The following is a 19,555-nucleotide window of genomic DNA, read 5'->3' as shown; positions in this document are numbered from 1 at the left end:
GCGCCCATCGCAAATAAGAGCGAGCGGCCATGATTCGGTCATGGCCGCTCGCTCTTTTGCTTTTCTTTTTTGAACATCGCCACGATCGTAAGAAGCAGCAGCGGGAAGGCGAACGCCGCCGTCCCCCACACCGGATGGACGACCGCGACGATGCCGACCCACTCCATCGCGCTGTCGAAATTAACGAGGCCAAGCAGAAAGCCGATCAGGGCAAAGGGCATCACGAGCGTCCGATGGTCCTTGAATCGAAACAGCTGGCTGACGTACAAGCTTACGACGAATAACGTAATCGTCGTTTTCATGTAGGAGCCCAGAATGAGCGCCATGCCGATGACCGATTCGATCCGCTGCACGATTTCCTGAAATTCGACGACCCTTGCCAGCGAGAATAGAACGTAAGTCCTCTCTCCCGCGAACGGCCCGAATATCATGATGGAGCATATCGCGGACAAGCACAACGTGAAAATATTGAACACCAGCACGGCCATCATCGTCTTCGGCAGCTTGCCGGACGACTCCTTCTTCACGAACGGCAGCAGCATCGCGAACAAAAAAACTTCGACGTACGGGAAGCCGAACGTGAAGTACGCGCCGTGCAGCACCGGTTTGATGCCCTCCGGCATAATCGGGAAAAGCAAGGTCGGATCGTAGTCGGGTATGCCGAGCATAAATACGAAAACGATCGTATACGCGGTCATCGCCGTAATGAGCGTAAACATTCTGGCCATCACTTCGATTCCGGCGAAAGCGGTCGCGGCCGAGACGGCCATGAGCAGGAACGTAAAGGCGTAGATCGGCGTTTCCCTGAGCATGGAGCTGATCATGAACAGCCCGACGTCCACGACGATGGCCGACTGCATATGCAGAAAAAACGACACGGTCAAGATCGAGAGGATCGCGGTGAGCGTCGTCCCGATCAGCTTGCGGCTGTATTCCACGTACGTTAAATCGGGATAGCGGCGGTAAAGGAACAAAATGCAGGCCAGAATGCCTATCCCGAGCGACCCCGACAGAAGAAGCGACAACCACGCGCCATTAAGCGCCTTGCCTATCAGCGGCCCGGGAACGTTGATGATCGAAGAACCCGTCATAAAGACGTAGAACAGCAATCCCATTTGGAAATGATTGACGTTTTGCTTCGCTATTCCGCTCTCGTTCATTCAACCGCTGCCCTCCGTCAATTTCGCACGTTTAGAAAATCGTCGATCGCTTTGGCCGCCCGTCCAAAGACAAAATCAAACAAATCGTAGGAGTCCGTCCAATCCTTGGCCATGACGTAATCCATGCCCAAATAGAAGGAAACGAGCAGAAGCAAGATATAGGCGGCCCGCTCTCCCTTGCTCCTCTTGTTGTTCAAATGAAACCGTTCAAACAGAAGCATCCCCGCAAACGCGCTGCAAAGGACGACGATTCTCTCCGCCATGCCCATACACCTTTGCCATTCGTTTTTAATCAGTATGGTCCCACCCGCAATGGGATATACAAATCTTGGCATCCGGAAGTTAAAAAAGCCGCTCTTCCGGTATCGGTTCGATCCGGCAGGCGGCTTCCTTTCTTGTATAGGTCATTATAGGGTTACAGCTTGACGGGCAGTCCCGTGCGGGCCGACTCGTTCGCGGCCATCGTTACCCGATGCGTCCGCCAAGCATCCCCGTAATCGGAACGGATGCGCGACGCATCCCCCGTCCGAACCGCGTGGAGGAACGCGTCGTTCTCCAGCTCGTACGGGTTCGCGCGGTTCGCGTACTCCGTCCGGCGTCCCGGTTCGATGTTCGTGAGGCCGCCGTGTCCAAGCTCGAGCACGCCTCCGTCCGTGTAGAGATGCAGCCCGGTCCGGTCGCCGGCCGGAATCGCGCATGTATTGCTGATCGTCGCGACGGCGCCGGACGCCAGCTTAAGCGTGACCGTGCCGAAGGCGGGAACGGTTATCCCCTCATGCTCGCTATCGATTCTCGGTCCGGTGTAGGCTGCATATACTTCGCTGACTTCCCCTGCCGTGTACCGGAGCAGGTCGACGATATGCGTCGTCTGTTCCACGAACTGTCCGCCGGAGCCCTCCATTTTGCGCCACCAGCTGACGCCCGGCATCGAGCCCATCCAGTAGCCGAGCGCCATGCCGACCGTTCGCTCGCGCAGCAGCTCCTTCGCGCGGTCCGTTCCTTCCATGTAGCGGAAATGATAGCCGACGGACGTAATGAGGCGTTTCTCTTCGATGCCTTTCAAAATAGCGGACGGCGCTTGCTCGTCCACGCCGATCGGCTTCTCCACCAAGAACGGGATGCCGCGGTCGATGAGGGAGGCCTCGATCTCGCCGTGCGCGAACGGAGGCACGCAAACATAGACCGCGTCCAGCTTGCGGTCGTCCAGCATGTCCGAGACGGATTCGTAGCCGCGGGCGTCGTCGAACTTCCGGGCCGCATCCTCCGCCTTCTGCCGGCTCGTCGCCGTGAACGCCCTTACGTTCACGCCTTCGAGCTGCGCGAGCTTCTGCGCATGCATCATGCCGAACCAGCCCGTGCCAATGATTCCTACCTGAAGCGTCATGAATGATTCCACCTTTTTCGTTTGACTTAAGCCGATTATACTTGCGATGGAGAGCAAAAGTCCATTTCTTATCCGCAGGTACCCATTCGCCGGCTCCGTCATACTATACAACATCGATAGAATCGGGGCGCATGAACGGAGGGATGCTATGGGAACGACGTTGCATAACAGGCAAGGGCCGCAGGAGCTGGATCTTCGGACCGCCTTGTTTTTGGCCGCGGTATGCGGACAAACGTACATGCAGTTCAATAACAAGGACGGCTTGTTTCTCGTACCGAAACCGTACCGGCTGGCGAGCGGCTTTACGGCGAAGGCTTACGACGACAGCGAGGAACGGTTCGGCTTCGCCCTTACCTCGGATCGCGCTTCCGTGCTCGCCTTCCGGGGAAGCGGCTCCGCGGTCGATTGGGTATCCGATTTCATCGCGCAGCAAACGACGTACCGGCCGGTCAAAAACGCCGGCCTCACCCATAAGGGCTTTACCGACATCTACATGTCGGCGCGCGGCCAAATCATGAATATCGCAAAGCAGCTTCCGGGAGATAAGCCTCTGTTCGTCACCGGCCACAGCCTCGGCGGCGCGCTCGCGACGCTGGCGGCGCTCGATCTGGCGTCCAATTCCGCGTTCAAAGAGCCGATTGTCTACACGTTCGGCGCGCCGAGAGTCGGCGATCCGAAGTTCGTGACCGCCTATAACGGGACCGTCGGCACCCATTGGCGCTTTCAGAACGAGTTCGACATCGTGCCACATCTGCCGACGCTCGTCTACCAATCGCCGGACACGAACCAGACGTACTATTACATGCATGTAAAAGGCGAGGTGAAGCGATCCTTCCGGATGGGCTCCATTGCGGGCAACCATTTATTGTCAAGCTATTTCGCCGATCTCGCCCGCGAGGAACCCGCCTTCGCCATGAGCGTCTGCGCCGAGCCTCCCGGCTGGTGTCCGGCCGATGAAGCCCAAGCATAAACGGCTGCCGCTATAGATAAAAAGAGGCATCCCCTTCTGAAGCGAAGACGCGCTTCGCTGGCATGAAGGAGATGCCCTCGTTATGCAGGCAATACATATAACAGGATCGCAAAGAAATGGACGATGGAACCGCCCAGCACGAACAGATGCCAGACCGCGTGATGGTACGGAAAGCTGCGCCACATGTAGAAGATCGTGCCGAACGTGTACAGCAGCCCTCCCGTGACGAGCAACTGCACCCCTCCCGGCGCCAGATGCGCCGTCAACGGCTTCCATGCAAAGACGATAATCCAGCCCATCGCGATATAGACGATCGTGGATGTGAACAAAAATCGCGAAGCAAAAAAGGATTTGAAGACGACGCCGACCGCCGCCGCGCCCCAAACGATGCCGAACAGTACCCAGCCCAGCCTGCCCTGGACGATATGGAACAATATCGGCGTATACGTTCCCGCGATAAACACGTATATGAACGAATGGTCGAGCGATTCGAACACCCGCTTCGCCTTCCCTTCCGGAAAGCTGTGCACGAGCGTCGAAGCCGCATATAGCAGCAGCATGGCCGTGCCGTATATCGTAAAGCTGACGACATGGAACGCCGTCCCCTTCGCCGCCGCGAAGACGACGAGCAGCACAAGAGCCGCCACGCTCAGCGCCGCGCCGATGCCATGCGTGATCGCGTTGGCCAATTCTTCCCGTCTCGTGTACGTATGGGTATTCGCCATAAGAGAAAGCACCTCCCGGTCCGCGGGACGGCCGCGCCGCCCGCTTTCTCCCATCATAATCGAATCAGCCCCACCCTTTCAACCACTCGCGCACCCGGGTTACCGTCTTATCCAGATTGCATACCTTCTCCTGATCCGTAAAAGGATGCGTATGGCGGAAGTAATCGGCGTGGCCGCCTACCGTCGGAATGCCCTCCACGTAGCCCGGCGCGAATTTCATGCGGTTCCATCTCGGCATCTGGTATCCGGTTCTCGTCCAGCCGCCCCAGGTGCCGATCCGGCTGATCGGGTCGTTCAGCTTGCCCAGGCTGTCGATGGAATGGAAATAGCTGACGCGTTCCTGCAGCTTCGGTTCGATCGGCGTCTTCGGCGCCCCGACCTGCACGACGCGGAATTCGCCGATTTCATCCCGCTCGTAAAGAAGCTTCGCCGCTTGGTAGGCTGCCGCTCCGCCGCCGCTGTGTCCAATAAGCAGCATCCGGTCGCCGGTGAGCGTTTCCTTGATTTTGCCAAGCGCGTTCAGTCCCCCGATCCTGCCTGCCGACAGCCGGTTGGACAAGTCGCTTCGCACCTCCAGCACTTGTCTGACGAGGCTCCGGCTTGCGTCTCCGTAAGGAAACAGCACATGCACCACCGGATCGTAACCGTCGGACCGGAACAGCTTTTCAAGCTTTATTTTGCATTCGGTAAATATGCTGTTGGATGTTGCCACACCGGCTAACAAATAGATGTTCAATCGTGATGATTTGGTCGCCGTCATAACGTTATCCCTCCGATGAATATAGATGTACCTTCATTATGTGGGAGGACATCCGAATTCATTCTTGTATATAAATGTTATTTCCGCGTAAATGGACCCGTAAGCCTGCCGCTTGGACGACCTGCCTGAGCGGAAGCGCGCGGACCGTCCGGTAAATGCGGCGACCGCCGCTCGTAGTGGTGCCCGTCCATATATTACGGCGGACGACCTTGATCGGTGCCGACATCCGGTATCGTCCGTTCTTCTGCGCCGACACGGCAGCCAGACCCGGTCGCCCATCCGGCGCAAAGGAGATGCCGAGCATCATCATGCGGGTATAAAAAAGCTCGTCCGCGTACAGGACGCCGCCCTCCTTGAAGACGCGGCCCCGGTAAGTAAACCGCTGGGCCACGTAACTCCCCGCCAGCGCAGCCGGAACCGGTCGGTCAAGGAAATGCTCCGATGCGGTCGCCAAGCGGTAGGCGGCCAGCAGCTCCGGTTCGCCGGTCAGCGAATAATCGTTGATGCGGCGCGCTTCGTTCGGTTCCGCAACGTTGTTCACGTTGAAGTAATAGACCGCCTTGACGCGCGGATAGCGATGCTCCAGATGCCTGTACAGCCGCGAAAGGCGAACGGCGGCGAAGCGGGTGTCGTGCACCCCGTCCGTCGTGTTGAAATGGGTCACGCCGAATTCGGACAGTTGGATCGGCTTCGTCCGGCTGAACCGATTATAGACGTAGTTAAGCAGATCCAGCGGGTCTTCGTCGGAGGCCCTGAAGCTTCGCAGCCCGTCATGATACTTTACGTTGTAGACGTTCACGCCGACCCAATCCACGTACGCGTCGCCCGGGTAGAACTTCTCGATCGTGCCTTCCGGCATCGCCAGAACCGTCCATACCATGGCTACGTTCGGGGCACGCTCGGCGAATATCCGATGCACCGCCCGCCACGTTTCTTTGTATTTGTCCGGATTGCCGCCGTAATTCGTCCATGTGCCGTTCATCTCCGAGGCGAACCTGAGAAAGATCGGAACGCCCGACCGCCCCGCCTGCTCGGCGAACTGACGGAGATACGCGTCGTCCTTCACCTGCGCAAGCCCCCCGTTCGGCTCCCACGCGATATGCGGGAAGGCGCCCGCCGCCTTCACTTCCTCCACCCAGTCGGCCGGATAAGGCATGCCGTAGCCGACATACTTGAAGAAGCTCGCATGCTTGCGGCCGGTCTTCTCGTTAAACGCCTGCATGCTGCGACCGATCGTATTGTCCTGCAGCACGTAGGCGCCGAGATAGACGCCGGACTCGGGCTCGGCCTTCGCCAGCTTGTACGCCGAGCCTTCCGGGACGTAATGGATCGTCCAATCCTGCTTGGGCGCGGCGGGTATCGATGCGGCGGCGCTTCCCGCTTGCGCAAGCGACAGGAGCAGAGCCGTCCCCGCCAGGAGAAAGGCCGCCAACCGCTTCAAGCCGTCGCGCCGAACGCTTCTCCTTCTGCCAAAGCGAATCATCGCTCTCACTCTCCTCGCGGTGCTTTTCCCTCAGCATTTGCTATCCCGCGGCAGGCTATTCCGGGCTATGGAAACAGGGCGCCAAGCTGTTGCCAGCCGGCGCCCTGATTTGCTGCGATGTAGTAGGGGATCGTCTCCGCCTTAAGGTTATACACCCATTTTTTTACGTTGATTGTTAACCTTCTTCGTGTTCTGGCTCTTCAATTCGTGCGTACCCGTAGAAAAATGCTTCTGACCCGGCAAGCCGCTTCCGGCCTGCTGCTGCTTCTTCTGGGCGAGCAGTTGCTTCGCCTTCTCCGCTTGGGTCAGCTTCTTCTGCTGCTGGACGGATTCGTTTTGTTCATTTGTAGACATATAGGTTCACCTCGCTTTATGCGCCGCATCATCTTTATTCTACTACAGTTACATATCTGGTAAAAGAGCCTTTGCTCAGCTTCGCGCACGCGGCGCGATGCCATCCCGCCCGCTCCAGCTGACGGCCGGCCGGTTCGGTCGTCACGACGACCGCCCGCCGCGCGAGTCTCCTCGCGGCCTCCAGCATCGCCAGCTGCTCGTCCTCCGGCAGCACCGAGCATAAGTTATAGGGCAAATCGACGATCGCCGCGTCGTAACTCCCTTCGGCTTGTCTCATATCGCCGAGCTTTACGCGGGCCGGGTAGCCGAAATGCGAGAGATTGACGCGCGCTCCCCGCACGGCGAGCGGATTTGCGTCAAGACCCTCGATGTCGATTCCCATCGACTTCGCTTCGATCAGCGCCGTTCCCATGCCGCAGCAGGGATCGATCATCCGCATCGTCCCGGACTCGGGCCCCGACGCCAAATTAACGATTGCCCTGGCGGCGCGCGTCGGCAGCGCAGTCGAATAATTTTGCGGCTTGCGCTGATGCTTCAGCCAGACCGCCCCGTTCTCCTCGCACGGACCGAAATACAAGCGGCCATCCAGCTTCGCCAGGCCGAACAGGAGCTCCGGCCGGCGCATGTCCGCTTGCCCTCGAATGGCCGCGCCCGCCGTCCGCTCCAGCTGCCGGCGCTCGTCGAAGTCCGGCTGCTCGTCCCCTGCCGTGAACAGCACCTTGAAGGTTTTCCCGCGCAGGTCGACCGACGGCAGCTTCTCCGTAAGCTCGTCCATGCTTGCCGCTTCCAGCATGACGCCGATGCGCCGTTTCACGAACGGGCTCCGGTCGACGTGCACGTCGGCTCCGCTTCGCGCGATGCCCCCGCTGACCGGCGCGCCGAGCAGAGTCTTCAGCTCCAGCGCGCAAAGCTCGGCCTCGTCCTCGTGGCACGCATACGTATAAATATACATGGAAAGCCTCACATTCCTTGCCGTATTGTTATTCGCCCGGCCGCTCCGGCGCCGCTCCCTCCGGCTCCGTTCGCGCCGGGGCGGCAGACGGCATGCCGAACAGCTCGGCCTCCGACTCGAGCTCCGCCACACGCTTCTCCAGCGCCTTCACCGTCCGGAGAAGCCGGATTTGGCGGATCAAGCCGAGCAGAAGCGCCGTCAAGCCGCCCAGCAGCGTCGATGCCAATATAACGAGAATAAGCGGCAGCGTCGCTCTCGTGAAGAGGAAGTTCACCTCGACCTGTTCCACGTTGATGACCGCGAAAATCGCGATGAGCAGCGCGAACACCAAAGCCGATAGAAGCACGCCTTGTCCCTTCATGTCCAGATCCCCCTTTGACAACGATCATACCACAAACCGGACGCGTTATTCGCTCGCCCACACTTGTCTTTCCGCCGTAACCGTCTGTCCCGTCTCGATGGCTCGTCCCATCATCAACGCCAAATAATGATCCTGGGCCGCCTCGGCCAAGCTGTAGAACGAGGGGCCGCTGCCGGCTGCGTAGGCGCCCATGTTGAGGAGACTCGTCGCGATCGCGATCTCGTCGTCGCTTAGGCTGGCAGGCGCGACCGGATTCCGGTACAACCAATCCCCGTCCGCCGCTATGCCTCGATGGTAATAGCCTTCCAGGTTGCCGTTATGACCGGTGTCTATCCTGCGAAGCTCCGTGTGAATCGGCGTATCGAACCGCTTCAAGTAGCTGAGCTGCGCGTCGACGATTTCGCCTTTGCTGCCCCTCACGAGGATGCGGCTCCGCCTGATCCATGAGAAATATTGGTCGCGCGTGAAATCGTATACGGCCAGCTTATCGCCGAAGCGAAGCGTCGCCAGCTGCTGATCCGTACCGATCAGCGCTTCTTCCTTCGGGTCCCCCTGCCGGTCCGGTCCCTTCATGATCGTCGATGCGAACCGCTGCCCGCTGATGACGGCCGGCTCGAAGCCGGCGCCGAGCAAATGCCTGATCAAGCTGATGCCGTGATAATCATGGGCGGCGGACACTTGAACATGCGACACGTCTCCCAGCAGGCCGGAGCGTGCAATTTGGATGCGGGCGGCATGCATCGGCTGGTAGATGTATTGCTCGGCGACCTGTATCTTGGCCGCTTTGGGCAGCGAGCGGTATAAGGCGGCAAGCGCCTCAAGATCCGCCGCCGGAGGCGTCTCGGCCAGCACGGGGACTTCGCGCCCTGCCAGCTCGCGGATTAGCTCCGGGGCAGCCGTCCTCGGCACCGACAAGACGGCAAAGCCGAACCGTTCCGCTTCCGAGGTGAACTGTTCGATCGTGCGGACGGTCCGAACGCCCCATTCGGCCTCTATCGCCCTGCCCTTCTCTTGATCCCGCACGAGCATCGCATGAACGCGGAATCGGTCAGGCAGCGCCCTTGCAATCCGCAAATAAAATTCGGCGCGCCAGCCGCCGCCGATTATCCCGAACGTTATTATGGACAAAAGTTATCCAACCTCCTCTTTCGAAAGAAAAAAAGATCTCCGCTTGAGAGATCTTGATTAGGCCGTCCGGAACGATCCGGCCGGTTGCAGCTCTTCGCCTGCGCCCGTATAGGACCGCAGTTTGCCGTTGTACACCAATTCCAGCATCGACGTATTTTCCAAATCGCCCGGCGTCACGAACAACGGCGGTTTGTTCACGAGGCTGACGCCGCCCTGCTCGAATACCGAGGCGACGAATTGGGAGCAGAAGTACGCGTACTCTCTCTCTATTTCGATATTGAACATGACGCCCAGCAAGCCGAACAAATTGTATTTGTACAAATCTTGATTTTGCTCCATATGGTAAATCCGCTTGCGAATGTTCATGTATGCGGTCTGGCTGACCTCGCATTTGTACACCGCGCAGGTCGAATGCTTAAAAAACTCGCTGCGAACGTTCTCCTTCACGAATCCGGCGATGAACGGATTGTTCGGGCTCTTTCTTCCAAAGCTGTATACTTCCGTCAGATCGCGGTCGAAAGCGATAGAGGCATGGTTCAATCTATCTTTCGTATATAGTTGAATCGTTCTCGAGAACAACGTACCCGTATGAGTCAATAGCACGTAGATTTCCATGTTTTTATTCATTCCGTATACCTCCACATTAAAGAGCTATCATCTGGTATTAACTTTAATGCAGGAGAACAAATTTCTAAACCTGCTCAGGTAATAGACGCCCCCTCGACCTAAGTCCAGTTTTGAAGCAACAGCGACCCATCTCCATTTTACTGGATTTTCGGTTTTTCCTCAATAATGAGTTCGCCGTCATTTATGGATTGATCTCGAAAAAATGTTAACTTTTTCATGCCGGTTCCGTGCTATATTAGGATAGGACCAGCACTTCCCGTCTTATACTACCATATGCCCGAATCGGCTCATTAGTATAGACGGATCATCCTATTCTTTTGTTGCGGAGGACTCAAATGATGGAATGGTACAATCGCTATAAGCCGCAGCTCGCGCTCGTATACGAGGAGGCCGGTCGGCGGATCGCGTCGTTCCCCGCTCCGCTTGGCGCGGCCGGTCTGGCGTACGCGGACAAGTTCGATCCGGTCAAGCAGGACAACGGCAAGGATTACATTTGCTGCCTGCTGCCGTTCTGGATGAAGGAAGCGGCGGGAATCGGCGATGGAGAGTGCCGGAGTCTGGCGTTAGCTAATGTATATGGAATGCTTTATTTTTTTATTCAGGACGACGTGATGGACGGCGCCCCGTCCGCGGACTGGAAGAAGCAGCTCGCGCTCGGCAACCTGCTGCTCCTCGAGATGCTCGCCGTGCTTCGCGGACTGTTCCCGTCGGAATCGCCGTTCTGGGGCTACTACCATCGCTATGTGAACACATGGGCGGATAGCGTGATGAACGAGGCCGCGGCCGATTATTTCATGTCGGATCCGCTCCGAACGGCGGGCAAAGCGGGACCGGTGAAGATCGCGAGCACGGGCGCCCTGCTCCTGGCGGGACGGCAGAAGGCGATCGGACGGATGGAGCAAGCCGTCGATCTCGTCTTGACGACGCTTCAAATGTCAGACGATTGGGCGGACTGGAAAACGGATTTGGAGGAAGGCAGCTACAACGGGCTGCTCGCCCTGCTCGCGGCAAGCCGGAATTCGGAGGAGCGGCTGACCGAGCGGCAGGCCGAGAACGCGATTTACGTGCGCGGCGGCCTGAAGCCGTACGTGCAGGTCGCGCGCGACAACCATCGGAGGCTGGTTGAATTGGAAATTCACGCTGCCGAGCTGATAGACTTCCATTCATTCCTTCTACGTCATTTGAACCATACGGAAGAGACTATAGAATCAAATAGAGTTTCACTGCTTCAGGGCGGATTTAACTATTTTTTGTCGAAAAATTAGTAGAATAGTATGGATTATGTCGAACGGACATGATACACTGGGAATATGGTAATCTTATACATATTCGGAAGGGTGATTGCAATGTCCGCAAAACAAACATTGAAAGATCAAATCATTCAAAAAGCTTGGGAAGACGCCGAATTCAAGAAGAAGCTCATCGCCAATCCGAAAGAAGCCGTCAAAGAGGCGTTCGGCGTTGACGTGCCGGATGCCGTCGAAGTCGAAGTCGTGGAAGAATCGGCCGACAAGTACTACCTGGTCCTTCCTCCGAATCCTGCCGACGTGAAGGCCGCTGCCGATTCCGAAGCAGCTATGTGGGAATAATGATAAAGCGCCGAATCACTCGGGCAGAGTGACCGGCGCTATTCTTTTGCCGCAGCGGGAAAATGAATGGTAGCTTCCGTTCCGACGCCCTTCTGGCTTCTAAACTCGATTTTTCCCTGCATAACTTCGATAATTCGAAATGTTACCATCAAACCTAGCCCGGTGCCTTTCGATTTTTTGGAATAATACGGCTCTCCGAGTCTTTTTAAGTCCGTCTCGTTCATTCCCTCGCCATTGTCTTTTATTCGAATGACCACGTGCTTGGAATCATTCTCCAAATACGCCTGAATAAAGATAACGCCTTCTTTATTTAGAGCCTCAATACTGTTCTTTATAATATTGATTAAGGCTTGTTTCAGCTTCGACGAATTGCCTCTCACGTACAAGTCGGGGGCAAGCTCCACGTTGATAACGCCGCCTTGCATCGTGGCTAAGGGGATTAATATCCCTTCAATTTGATGAAGCTCCTCCTTAACATTCAATATCGTCGTATGTTCAAGCTGCGGCTTAGCGAAGGTTAGAAAATCCGTAATAATCTCGGAGGCTCGGTCCAATTCGTCTATCGCCAGCATCATGAAGCTTTTGTCCTTATCGATCTTTGTTTTATCGCGCAGCAGTTGAAGGAAGCCTCTCGTCACCTGCAGCGGATTCCTCACTTCATGCGCAACGGACGCCGCCAATTGGCTTATGATCTCCATCTTTTCGGAGCGCTGAAGCTCGTTATTAAACACTTCAAGCTGCTTCGAATATTTCAAGACCTGCTCGTAATTGTGCAATATTCTTCTTGCCAGAATGATAACGAGCGCTGCGATAAAGCAAATAATGCCCCACTTCCAAAAAAACAGGTTGTAATTCATGCTTTGTTTGAAGTACCATACCACTTCCGATACTCCGACTAAGGCGAAAATGCCAAAACCGGAGGTTAAAATAATCGCTTCCCGATTTTTTTGCAGACAGTACCGAATGAGCAAAATAAAGATCAATATATTGCCGATAACAACAGAACCGCCAAAGGTGAGGGTGGTTACGGATGTGTACAGACTTCCGACGGCCAACGGCGTAAACGATGCAATTAGCAGTAATAGGCTTACGGTTGATATCGTAATAAGAAGCTTTCTAATTCTGGTAATCAGTTTGTAAGGCCCTGCTCCGAATATGCGTTCAAAAAAGAAATATATGGATGGCATCAACAAATTGGAGGCAACATCGAACAAATAATAAAGGGTGAAGCCGTAATCCCTATAGACGGTATGCAAATAAGGCGAATACGTCAAAATCATGAGCCCTATGGAGAAAATGACGATGCTAAGCGGCCTCCAACCGGCAATATAAGACTTATTCAAAAAAAACAGGCTAAAAAACATGGAGAATGAAACAAAAATGAGTGCCGCGCCTAAAACAACGTCTAACATATCGTGTTTCAAATAACCTTTGCTAAGGGTCTGATTTTCACCCAACAGCATTTTCTGCTTCAACCCGAGCCAATGAGAGTCCGTTTCCAATAAAACATAAACGGTATGACCCGACTCGCTCGCATCCAAGGGCAATAATATTTCGTTTTTATTGTAAGGATAACTGCGATGAGACTCGTACACGACCCGGTTATCGATATAGATCGTGACGTCCTTGCCGGTCAGCTTGCTGATTAATAGCGTCGGCCTGGCAAACTCGAATGCCGGAAGCCGGAATCTTAACCATGCCGCCTTAATCGCTTCCGGCTTCTCGGGCAGATCGTCTCCATAGGTGAAGGTCTGCCACTCGCTTTCATCGGTTCCGGCAATCATATCCTGCAAGGTGCTGCTTGGGTCATCCTCCCACTTCATCTCCCAATCCGTTACTTCAATCATCGGAGTGTTCGTTAAAGCGTTCGCAGGAGAAGCCAAAACGGGGAGCACCACGAAAAGCGACAGTACGAGGACGATCGCGAGCTTGCGTAAAGCGTTCATTCAGCACCTCAGTGTCATGAAAATGTACATCCGTCGATTTCACTATATTTCGACAATCTTCGATGAATTTCCTTCTAACATTTTCCTATTTCCCGAAATTATTTACTGACCAAATCGACAAAAGTTTGCAAGTATTTCCCGCAATCATCGGATTTTGTCTTTATTTAAAGTATACCAGTTCCCGCCGTTTTTGGTTCGTCACTTTTTCGACAAAAATAAGGCCGTTCCCAAAATCGCGAAGATCTTGGGAACGGCCTTAGGTTGTGCGTTATATCATATCAGCTTCTTCTTAATCGCAACATGTCGAAGCATCAAGTAGTTGAGCGCGGCCGTCAGCGCGGCGACGATCACGGACAGCGAAAGCGCGAGCGGCATAGGCGCGCGATCGGCCTCGAACGCCGTCTGCAGCAGCTGGCCCATCCAATCCGAATACAGCACGACCTCCATCGCCATTGCCGGAAGGAGCGCGAGCGCGGACAGGACGATCGCAACCCGCCAATGGAACCGGTAGAAGCCGGAGCCGATCAGCCAGCCGCTCCCGAAGTAGGCGAAGAACAGCAGGAAGGATTCGACGAATATCCATCCGTATTGACGGGTCGTCTCGAACAAATGCGGATTTTTGAGCGCGAGCGGCCAGCCGTTCATCTCGTAGACGGCCCGCTCGATCGGATAGCCGACCGTCAGGAGGATCGAGGAGACAATGGCGAATATCGCAATTACGAGCATGACCCCGCCGATGAAATGCCGCCGCGTGATGCCGTTGGCAACGAAGCTGGCCAGCGAGAGCGGCGTCATCATGATCCCGACGACCATCAGGAAAATTTTCGGCGAGCTGCCCGCCCCCTCCCAAATGCTTTGACCGTCGATGTCCCCTCCGGCGGTACCGTTCATGCGGAGAATGAAGCCGATGCCTACATAAATCACGATAAACACCAACCAGTACGTCGCAAGCACCCACCGGTAGGTATACATGAGATTGCCGGCCACGATCAGCGCCGGATGCTTTCTCGATCTGGTCATTGCTTATCCCCCCGCTTCTTCGTTAAATGAACGAATAAGTCCTGCAGCGATACCGGCCCGAACTCGAGCCCTTCCGACTGCGCCGCTTTCCGTTTTTCCTCCGTCAGCGCGCCGAACACCGTGACCGACTTCGTCCTGCCGAGCTTCTGCTCGCCGAGTACCGTCAAGCCTTCCGCGATTCGGTCGACGGCCTCCGCCGGCCCGGTGATCGCCGCGCCGCGCGACCGCAGAGCCTCCGTCTCTTCATGAAACAGCAGCTTGCCCTCGTCGAGCACGAGCACTTCCTCGAACAGCGAGCCGACCTCTTCGATCAGATGCGTGGACAAAATAAACGTGCGCGGATTTTCCATGTAATCGTTCAGCAGCTCCTCGTAAAAAGCGTATCGCGACGGAGCGTCCATGCCGAGGTATGCCTCGTCGAAAATCGTGACCGGCGCGCGGCTGGCCAGTCCCAGCGTGACGCCGAGCGCCGATTTCATCCCGCGCGAAAGCGCCATGACCCGCTTCTTCACGGGAAGGTTGAAGAGCCGGATCAGCTTATCCGCGTAATCGTCGTCCCAATTCGGCCAGCAGCTCGCGGCCAGCTTCAGCGCGTCGCGCACCTTGACGCCGTCGGTCATATGCCCGCTCTCCTGGATGAAGCAGACTTGCTCCACGATGCGCGCGTTCTCGAACGGCGCTTCTCCGCCGATCGCCACGCTGCCGCCTGTATGCTTCCGGAAGGAAGCGAGGATCGACAGCAGGCTCGTTTTGCCGGAGCCGTTCCGACCGAGGAGCCCGTATATTTTGCCGCCCTGCAGCTTAAACGAAACATCCCGAAGCGCCGCAAATTTGCCGTAGTCGAGTCTCAGCCCGTTCACTTCAATGCCTAGCGTCATACGTCTTCTCTCCCCTTCGCTTGTTCGATTCGTCCGATAATTTCCTCGATCGGCACGCCGATCTTCGCGGCTTCCGCCAGCATCCGATCGACGACCTCCTCGAAGAAGCGCTCTCTCCGCTGCGCGAGCAGCGTCTGTCTCGCCTCCGCGCTCACAAACATGCCAATTCCCCTCTTCTTATACAAAATGCCTTCATCCGTCAGCAATTGAAAGCCCTTCGCCGCCGTAGCCGGATTAATCCGGTAGAAGGAGGCGTATTGATTCGTGGACATGACCTGCTCATCCTCGCGGAGTACGCCGCTAACAACATCTTCTTTAATCTGGTCGGCAATTTGCTGGTAAATGGGACTGCGGTCGTCAAACACTTCATCACCTCTTCACTCATTCGGTTAATTACTTATGTAACTAACCATACAACCATACGAATGCGATGTCAAGGACGATAGCCGTTTTTTGGCAAAAAAAAAACCGCATGCGACGTTAAGTCGCTGCGGACAAGTGTAAACGGCTGACGCTACGCGCGAACCGCTAACTGCATCTTGCGCAGCTCGGTTCTGTGCCGTCCTTTGGCGGCATAAGCTCGTTTCGCGATGAAAGATAAGCTCATTTATTAGTGAAAACTTATAGATGCTTATGTTTCAAACAAACCGCCTGCCGTTTCCGGCGGGCGGCTTGTCGGATTACAAAGCTGCCAAATGCTCGGCAAGCTGATCGAACGTGCCTCCGTACCCCTGCTCCATCGACTCGAAGCCCGCTCGGAACACACGCGTCTCTTCCTCCGAAGCGTTGACGGGAATCGCGCTTATGGTGACCGTCGTTTTGCCGTCTTGTTCTTCAAGTGTTACCGTATTTAAAATTTCGAGCGGCCATGGATCGTCGAACGGCGGACGGACGATGCCGCCTTCCGGGTCGGAGAAGGAGTTGACATAAACGAGCCGCTCCGGCGCGGTGATCTCCCGATACGCGAACCGGCCCCATGTTTCGTCCCCTTCAGGGGTTCGCATGATATAGTGGAACAGGCCTCCCGGCCGCAGATCGAGCTTAACGACGGTTATCGTAAGTCCCTTCGGTCCCCACCAGCGCTGCAGATGCTCCGGTTCGGTCCATGCTTTAAACACGAGCTCGCGCGGGGCATCGAGCTCGCGCGTAATGACGAATTCGTTATTCGCCGCCTTTGTTGCGTCAACGTTATCGGTCATGTTCAATCCTCCAAATGTAGGGAATGGAATTAGGTTCCCTAAAGTTTAGTCCTTCGATTCAAGCTTGCTCTAAATATACTTCAACAGGAATATTCCTGTCAAGGTATATTTAGTGAAAACGATAGCCCCTGAACTCGTCGTTCAGGGGCTATCGCCTGTCGCAAGCTTGCCGATTCGCCACGCTCAGCTCCGTCCGAGACGCTCGATCGGTTATTTGCGCAGCGTCAGCGACTGAAAGTGAGGAGCCCTCTCTCCCATCGGCACCGTATGGAAGTTGACGACCTCGAAATGCCTTTCCGCCGCCTTAACGATCGCCGAATCGCGGTACATTGCGAAGAAGCGCTTCGGCTCGTAAAAGTCTTCCTCCCAAATCCCTTCCGAATCGCGACCGCCGTATAGGCCGCAGAAGAATAAACCGCCCGGCCTCAGCACTTTGCGGATCCCTTCGAACACGACGGTCAGATCGGCCTTCGGCACATGCAGCAAACAGTTCAGCGCATATACGGCTTCGAACGAGGACGGCGGGAATTCAAGCGCGTAGAAGTCCATGCTGCGCGCGTCCAGCCCCTTCGCGAGGCAGCGCGCGACCATTTCTACCGAGAAATCCGTCGCCACGACCGAGAGGCCATTCTCGGCGAAATACAAGCTGTCCCGTCCCGTTCCGGCCCCGATCTCCAGCAGCGACTTCTTTCCTTCCTGCTTCACGAGGCTGAGGAAGGCTTCGCGCTCCGCTTCTTTCCAAGGAGCGAGGTCGCTTTTGTCCCTCTCTTCGGCATACTGGTCGTAGCTCTGCCGCAAGACATGTTTGTTCAACATCGGCAATCTCCTTCTTTGCGTTAAGGTTGAGGCATTCTTCCGAACTTTCCTTACCACTCATTCTATCATACCCTATCTTCTGCTAATATATGAGAATGTATAAATCGAATCCGATCGGAGAGAACGACATCCATGACTAGACGGAACAACGCGCGAAGGCTCAAACTGGCGGTCTCCATTCTCTTATCGCTCGGCTTGATCGCAGCAGCCGTGCTCATTCCCTTTCCCTATTATCTCTACCAGCCGGGCACCGTCGAGAAGCTGTCGGATTATGTGCTCGTCGAGAACGGCAAGCCGTCCGCAAACGACAGCTTTAACCTGACAACCGTCTATTCGATCAAGGTGAACAACGCCTTGACGCTGCTCTATGGTTTAATCAGCAAGGACACCGAGATTCATAGAGCGGATCAAATCAGAGGCGCGCTGACGGACGGCGAGTACTTGTCGCTGTTGAAGCATATGATGGGCAGCTCGCAGAACAATGCGATGTCGGCAGCCTTGCGCGCGGCCGGCATGCCGGCGCAAGCCGTCTACACGGGCGTATTCGTGCGGTCGCTTGCCGAAGGTTCCAAGGCGGCAGGGGTTATCGCGCCGGGCGACGTGATCGTGGAAGCGGACGGCAAGCCCGTTACGCGGCTGAGCGAATTGTCCGAATTGATCGGGGACGGGCGGCGCGTTCCGCTGACGGTCGAGTTGTCCGAGAGCGTCGCCGCTGACGGCAAGGGGACGACCATGCCGCGGATCGGCATCGTGACGGAGGATCAATATACGATCGAGACGCCGGTGAAGATCGAATACGCGGCATCGGACATCGGCAGCCCTTCGGCCGGGTTCATGTTCGCGCTGGAAATTTTGGACCAGCTGACGGACGGGGAGTTGACTCGCGGGAAGTTCGTGGCGGGCACCGGCACGATCGATGCCGAAGGCAACGTCGGCCAGATCGGAGGCATTCGCGACAAGCTGATCGCCGCCGAGCGCGCAGGGGTCGAGCTGTTCTTTTGCCCGGCGGACGTGAAGGCTTCCGACCGCAACGAGAAGGATATCCGGGACGAGGCGAAGCGGCGGGGGGACGACATCACGATCGTCCCGGTCCGCACGCCGGCCGAAGCCGCGGCTTATTTGGAGAGGCTGGAGGGCTAGGGGCGGCGAGAGCTGGCGTTCTTGAATACGGGGCTTGTCGCCTTTGTGAAATAATGCTTCGGAGACCGAGGGATACGCCTTTAGATGACCGCTAACCAAGGTTGCGTACGAATACGGCATTACTCCATTCCCTTGACGTATGGCTGGTTGAAAGCTATTATCGCATTAACAACATGTATATGGAAGAATGGCCGATCAGGTGAAGCACACCGCTTTTTCCGCGAATTTATCCGTGGGTAGGCGGTGTTTTTTTATTTTCAGGAGAGGGATGGGACGTTAATGAAGGAAAAGGCTGCAATTGCCGGTTACGCGGAAAAAGATGATGTTGAGGTACTGTACCGGCTATGGGTTAGTGGGCATATGGAACGGCGGGTCGCGAACAGCGAATGCAGAAGGAGGCTCGAGGAGCGGGATGACCATGGCGAGCGGCTGTTTGCCATGGACGTGTGGTGGCCGGTAGTCGGAAGCTTCGACGATCTGCATCCCGAATACGAGGTGAACGACTACCGGGACGGGAGCCGGTTTCTCGACTTTGCTTATTTGCGTCCGCCATACCGAATATCGATCGAGATTGACGGTTTCGGGACGCATCAGCGAAATGCTTCGAGGCGTTCGTTCGGCGACGACCGCTTTCGGCAAAACCAGCTCGTGCTGGACGGCTGGACGGTCGTGCGGTTCGCCTTCGACGACGTTCGGGAGAAGCCTCGCCAGTGCCAGCAGTTTCTTCAGCAGCTGCTCGGCAAGCTATACGGCCTCGGGGGGTCGGAGGGGCTGCAGCTGAAGCTGGCGCTAAGGGAGCGGGAGCTGCTGCGCTGGGCGCAGCGCCGCGGGCCGCTCTTCGCTTTCGGCCCGAAGGATGCCACTGCTCTGCTTGCGGTCAGCCGCTGTACGGCGCTCAAGACGTTATATGCCCTGCTGGATAAGGGCTTGCTCGAGCAAGCCTCGGGCGGGCAGCGCCTATTTACTTATCGCCTCACCTCGAAGGCTGCCGGCTTAATCTTATGAGGGCGCCGGTAGACTAGGAGCCTATTCGAGGTAGTGGGGGGATCAGATCTAATTTTTA

General features: G+C 56.1%; 22 protein-coding genes. 5 read left to right on the top strand and 17 right to left on the bottom strand.

What is annotated here, in order from left to right:
- Positions 1-38: 38 nt before the first annotated feature.
- The 3 genes from IDH41_RS27620 to IDH41_RS27610 form a co-directional block, all read right to left on the bottom strand.
- Complete coding sequence (locus IDH41_RS27620; protein ID WP_190866961.1) at positions 39-1,160, bottom strand: GerAB/ArcD/ProY family transporter; 1,122 nt, start codon at positions 1,158-1,160, stop codon at positions 39-41.
- A 17-nt stretch (positions 1,161-1,177) separates the two neighbouring features.
- Positions 1,178-1,423: a hypothetical protein gene (locus tag IDH41_RS27615; RefSeq protein ID WP_190866959.1), complete on the bottom strand. Its 246-nt coding sequence runs from the start codon at positions 1,421-1,423 to the stop codon at positions 1,178-1,180.
- Between the two features lie 152 nt (positions 1,424-1,575).
- The gene (locus IDH41_RS27610) at positions 1,576-2,544 is read right to left on the bottom strand and encodes a Gfo/Idh/MocA family protein (protein WP_190866957.1); all 969 of its coding nucleotides are present in this window, start codon (positions 2,542-2,544) and stop codon (positions 1,576-1,578) included.
- Between the two features lie 148 nt (positions 2,545-2,692).
- On the opposite strand from IDH41_RS27610, the gene IDH41_RS27605 reads away from it, so the two are divergent.
- Positions 2,693-3,514: a lipase family protein gene (locus IDH41_RS27605; RefSeq protein WP_190866955.1), complete on the top strand. Its 822-nt coding sequence runs from the start codon at positions 2,693-2,695 to the stop codon at positions 3,512-3,514.
- Between the two features lie 80 nt (positions 3,515-3,594).
- Here IDH41_RS27605 and trhA read toward each other — a convergent pair whose 3' ends face one another.
- The 8 genes from trhA to IDH41_RS27565 all read right to left on the bottom strand — a co-directional run bounded on the left by trhA (position 3,595) and on the right by IDH41_RS27565 (position 9,904).
- Entirely contained in the window at positions 3,595-4,239 is a 645-nt protein-coding gene (trhA, locus tag IDH41_RS27600) for a PAQR family membrane homeostasis protein TrhA (protein WP_190866953.1), read from the bottom strand.
- A 64-nt stretch (positions 4,240-4,303) separates the two neighbouring features.
- The gene (locus IDH41_RS27595; protein ID WP_190866951.1) at positions 4,304-4,999 is read right to left on the bottom strand and encodes a hypothetical protein; all 696 of its coding nucleotides are present in this window, start codon (positions 4,997-4,999) and stop codon (positions 4,304-4,306) included.
- 58 nt (positions 5,000-5,057) lie between these two features.
- Positions 5,058-6,482 carry a glycoside hydrolase family 26 protein gene (locus IDH41_RS27590; RefSeq protein ID WP_190866949.1) on the bottom strand — a complete coding sequence of 475 codons (1,425 nt, stop codon included), beginning with the start codon at positions 6,480-6,482 and terminating at the stop codon, positions 5,058-5,060.
- Between the two features lie 147 nt (positions 6,483-6,629).
- Positions 6,630-6,836 carry a hypothetical protein gene (locus tag IDH41_RS27585; RefSeq protein ID WP_190866947.1) on the bottom strand — a complete coding sequence of 69 codons (207 nt, stop codon included), beginning with the start codon at positions 6,834-6,836 and terminating at the stop codon, positions 6,630-6,632.
- 34 nt (positions 6,837-6,870) lie between these two features.
- Positions 6,871-7,788, bottom strand: coding sequence for a TRM11 family SAM-dependent methyltransferase (locus tag IDH41_RS27580; protein ID WP_190866945.1), 918 nt, complete (start codon positions 7,786-7,788; stop codon positions 6,871-6,873).
- Between the two features lie 28 nt (positions 7,789-7,816).
- Complete coding sequence (locus tag IDH41_RS27575) at positions 7,817-8,149, bottom strand: LapA family protein (protein ID WP_190866942.1); 333 nt, start codon at positions 8,147-8,149, stop codon at positions 7,817-7,819.
- A 45-nt stretch (positions 8,150-8,194) separates the two neighbouring features.
- Positions 8,195-9,277 carry a Gfo/Idh/MocA family oxidoreductase gene (locus IDH41_RS27570; RefSeq protein WP_190866940.1) on the bottom strand — a complete coding sequence of 361 codons (1,083 nt, stop codon included), beginning with the start codon at positions 9,275-9,277 and terminating at the stop codon, positions 8,195-8,197.
- 57 nt (positions 9,278-9,334) lie between these two features.
- Positions 9,335-9,904 (bottom strand): C40 family peptidase, encoded by a 570-nt coding sequence (locus tag IDH41_RS27565; RefSeq protein ID WP_190866938.1) that lies wholly within the window; start codon positions 9,902-9,904, stop codon positions 9,335-9,337.
- A 338-nt stretch (positions 9,905-10,242) separates the two neighbouring features.
- Here IDH41_RS27565 and IDH41_RS27560 point away from each other — a divergent pair, with 338 nt between their 5' ends.
- Together IDH41_RS27560 and IDH41_RS27555 are read left to right on the top strand one after the other, a co-directional pair.
- Entirely contained in the window at positions 10,243-11,169 is a 927-nt protein-coding gene (locus IDH41_RS27560) for a hypothetical protein (RefSeq protein WP_190866936.1), read from the top strand.
- Positions 11,170-11,250: 81 nt separating this feature from the next.
- A complete protein-coding gene (locus IDH41_RS27555) occupies positions 11,251-11,493 on the top strand; it encodes an NHLP leader peptide family RiPP precursor (RefSeq protein ID WP_190866933.1) in 243 nt (80 codons plus the stop codon).
- Between the two features lie 38 nt (positions 11,494-11,531).
- On the opposite strand, the gene IDH41_RS27550 is transcribed toward IDH41_RS27555, so the two are convergent.
- The 6 genes from IDH41_RS27550 to IDH41_RS27525 form a co-directional block, all read right to left on the bottom strand.
- Positions 11,532-12,950, bottom strand: a complete 1,419-nt coding sequence (locus IDH41_RS27550; protein ID WP_190866932.1) for a sensor histidine kinase — start codon at positions 12,948-12,950, stop codon at positions 11,532-11,534.
- A gap of 762 nt (positions 12,951-13,712) precedes the next feature.
- Positions 13,713-14,459: a hypothetical protein gene (locus tag IDH41_RS27545; RefSeq protein WP_190866930.1), complete on the bottom strand. Its 747-nt coding sequence runs from the start codon at positions 14,457-14,459 to the stop codon at positions 13,713-13,715.
- Positions 14,456-15,337, bottom strand: coding sequence for an ATP-binding cassette domain-containing protein (locus IDH41_RS27540; protein WP_190866929.1), 882 nt, complete (start codon positions 15,335-15,337; stop codon positions 14,456-14,458). The genes IDH41_RS27545 and IDH41_RS27540 overlap by 4 nt, the downstream gene beginning before the upstream one ends.
- Positions 15,334-15,702: a GntR family transcriptional regulator gene (locus IDH41_RS27535; RefSeq protein WP_190866927.1), complete on the bottom strand. Its 369-nt coding sequence runs from the start codon at positions 15,700-15,702 to the stop codon at positions 15,334-15,336. The genes IDH41_RS27540 and IDH41_RS27535 overlap by 4 nt, the downstream gene beginning before the upstream one ends.
- A gap of 315 nt (positions 15,703-16,017) precedes the next feature.
- Positions 16,018-16,536, bottom strand: coding sequence for an SRPBCC domain-containing protein (locus IDH41_RS27530; protein ID WP_190866925.1), 519 nt, complete (start codon positions 16,534-16,536; stop codon positions 16,018-16,020).
- Between the two features lie 210 nt (positions 16,537-16,746).
- The gene (locus IDH41_RS27525) at positions 16,747-17,352 is read right to left on the bottom strand and encodes a class I SAM-dependent methyltransferase (protein WP_190866923.1); all 606 of its coding nucleotides are present in this window, start codon (positions 17,350-17,352) and stop codon (positions 16,747-16,749) included.
- 132 nt (positions 17,353-17,484) lie between these two features.
- Here IDH41_RS27525 and IDH41_RS27520 point away from each other — a divergent pair, with 132 nt between their 5' ends.
- Positions 17,485-18,492, top strand: coding sequence for a YlbL family protein (locus IDH41_RS27520; RefSeq protein ID WP_190866922.1), 1,008 nt, complete (start codon positions 17,485-17,487; stop codon positions 18,490-18,492).
- Between the two features lie 279 nt (positions 18,493-18,771).
- A complete protein-coding gene (locus IDH41_RS27515) occupies positions 18,772-19,497 on the top strand; it encodes a DNA-binding response regulator (protein WP_223830117.1) in 726 nt (241 codons plus the stop codon).
- Positions 19,498-19,555: the final 58 nt, after the last annotated feature.

The sequence above is a fragment of the Paenibacillus arenilitoris genome, assembly GCF_014705655.1.
Lineage (GTDB): Bacteria > Bacillota > Bacilli > Paenibacillales > Paenibacillaceae > Pristimantibacillus > Pristimantibacillus arenilitoris.
The sequence above is the reverse complement of the archived record's forward strand: the minus strand, read 5'-3'. Positions and strand labels throughout refer to the sequence as shown.

What these genes read in the sequence shown, in the direction of transcription:
- IDH41_RS27620 (WP_190866961.1), bottom strand. Translation starts at nt 1,160, where the DNA reads ATGAACGAGAGCGGAATAGCGAAGCAAAACGTCAATCATTTCCAAATG.
- IDH41_RS27615 (WP_190866959.1), bottom strand. Translation starts at nt 1,423, where the DNA reads ATGGCGGAGAGAATCGTCGTCCTTTGCAGCGCGTTTGCGGGGATGCTT.
- IDH41_RS27610 (WP_190866957.1), bottom strand. Translation starts at nt 2,544, where the DNA reads ATGACGCTTCAGGTAGGAATCATTGGCACGGGCTGGTTCGGCATGATG.
- IDH41_RS27605 (WP_190866955.1), top strand. Translation starts at nt 2,693, where the DNA reads ATGGGAACGACGTTGCATAACAGGCAAGGGCCGCAGGAGCTGGATCTT.
- trhA (WP_190866953.1), bottom strand. Translation starts at nt 4,239, where the DNA reads ATGGCGAATACCCATACGTACACGAGACGGGAAGAATTGGCCAACGCG.
- IDH41_RS27595 (WP_190866951.1), bottom strand. Translation starts at nt 4,999, where the DNA reads ATGACGGCGACCAAATCATCACGATTGAACATCTATTTGTTAGCCGGT.
- IDH41_RS27590 (WP_190866949.1), bottom strand. Translation starts at nt 6,482, where the DNA reads ATGATTCGCTTTGGCAGAAGGAGAAGCGTTCGGCGCGACGGCTTGAAG.
- IDH41_RS27585 (WP_190866947.1), bottom strand. Translation starts at nt 6,836, where the DNA reads ATGTCTACAAATGAACAAAACGAATCCGTCCAGCAGCAGAAGAAGCTG.
- IDH41_RS27580 (WP_190866945.1), bottom strand. Translation starts at nt 7,788, where the DNA reads ATGTATATTTATACGTATGCGTGCCACGAGGACGAGGCCGAGCTTTGC.
- IDH41_RS27575 (WP_190866942.1), bottom strand. Translation starts at nt 8,149, where the DNA reads ATGAAGGGACAAGGCGTGCTTCTATCGGCTTTGGTGTTCGCGCTGCTC.
- IDH41_RS27565 (WP_190866938.1), bottom strand. Translation starts at nt 9,904, where the DNA reads ATGAATAAAAACATGGAAATCTACGTGCTATTGACTCATACGGGTACG.
- IDH41_RS27560 (WP_190866936.1), top strand. Translation starts at nt 10,243, where the DNA reads ATGGAATGGTACAATCGCTATAAGCCGCAGCTCGCGCTCGTATACGAG.
- IDH41_RS27555 (WP_190866933.1), top strand. Translation starts at nt 11,251, where the DNA reads ATGTCCGCAAAACAAACATTGAAAGATCAAATCATTCAAAAAGCTTGG.
- IDH41_RS27545 (WP_190866930.1), bottom strand. Translation starts at nt 14,459, where the DNA reads ATGACCAGATCGAGAAAGCATCCGGCGCTGATCGTGGCCGGCAATCTC.
- IDH41_RS27540 (WP_190866929.1), bottom strand. Translation starts at nt 15,337, where the DNA reads ATGACGCTAGGCATTGAAGTGAACGGGCTGAGACTCGACTACGGCAAA.
- IDH41_RS27530 (WP_190866925.1), bottom strand. Translation starts at nt 16,536, where the DNA reads ATGACCGATAACGTTGACGCAACAAAGGCGGCGAATAACGAATTCGTC.
- IDH41_RS27525 (WP_190866923.1), bottom strand. Translation starts at nt 17,352, where the DNA reads ATGTTGAACAAACATGTCTTGCGGCAGAGCTACGACCAGTATGCCGAA.
- IDH41_RS27520 (WP_190866922.1), top strand. Translation starts at nt 17,485, where the DNA reads ATGACTAGACGGAACAACGCGCGAAGGCTCAAACTGGCGGTCTCCATT.
- IDH41_RS27515 (WP_223830117.1), top strand. Translation starts at nt 18,772, where the DNA reads ATGAAGGAAAAGGCTGCAATTGCCGGTTACGCGGAAAAAGATGATGTT.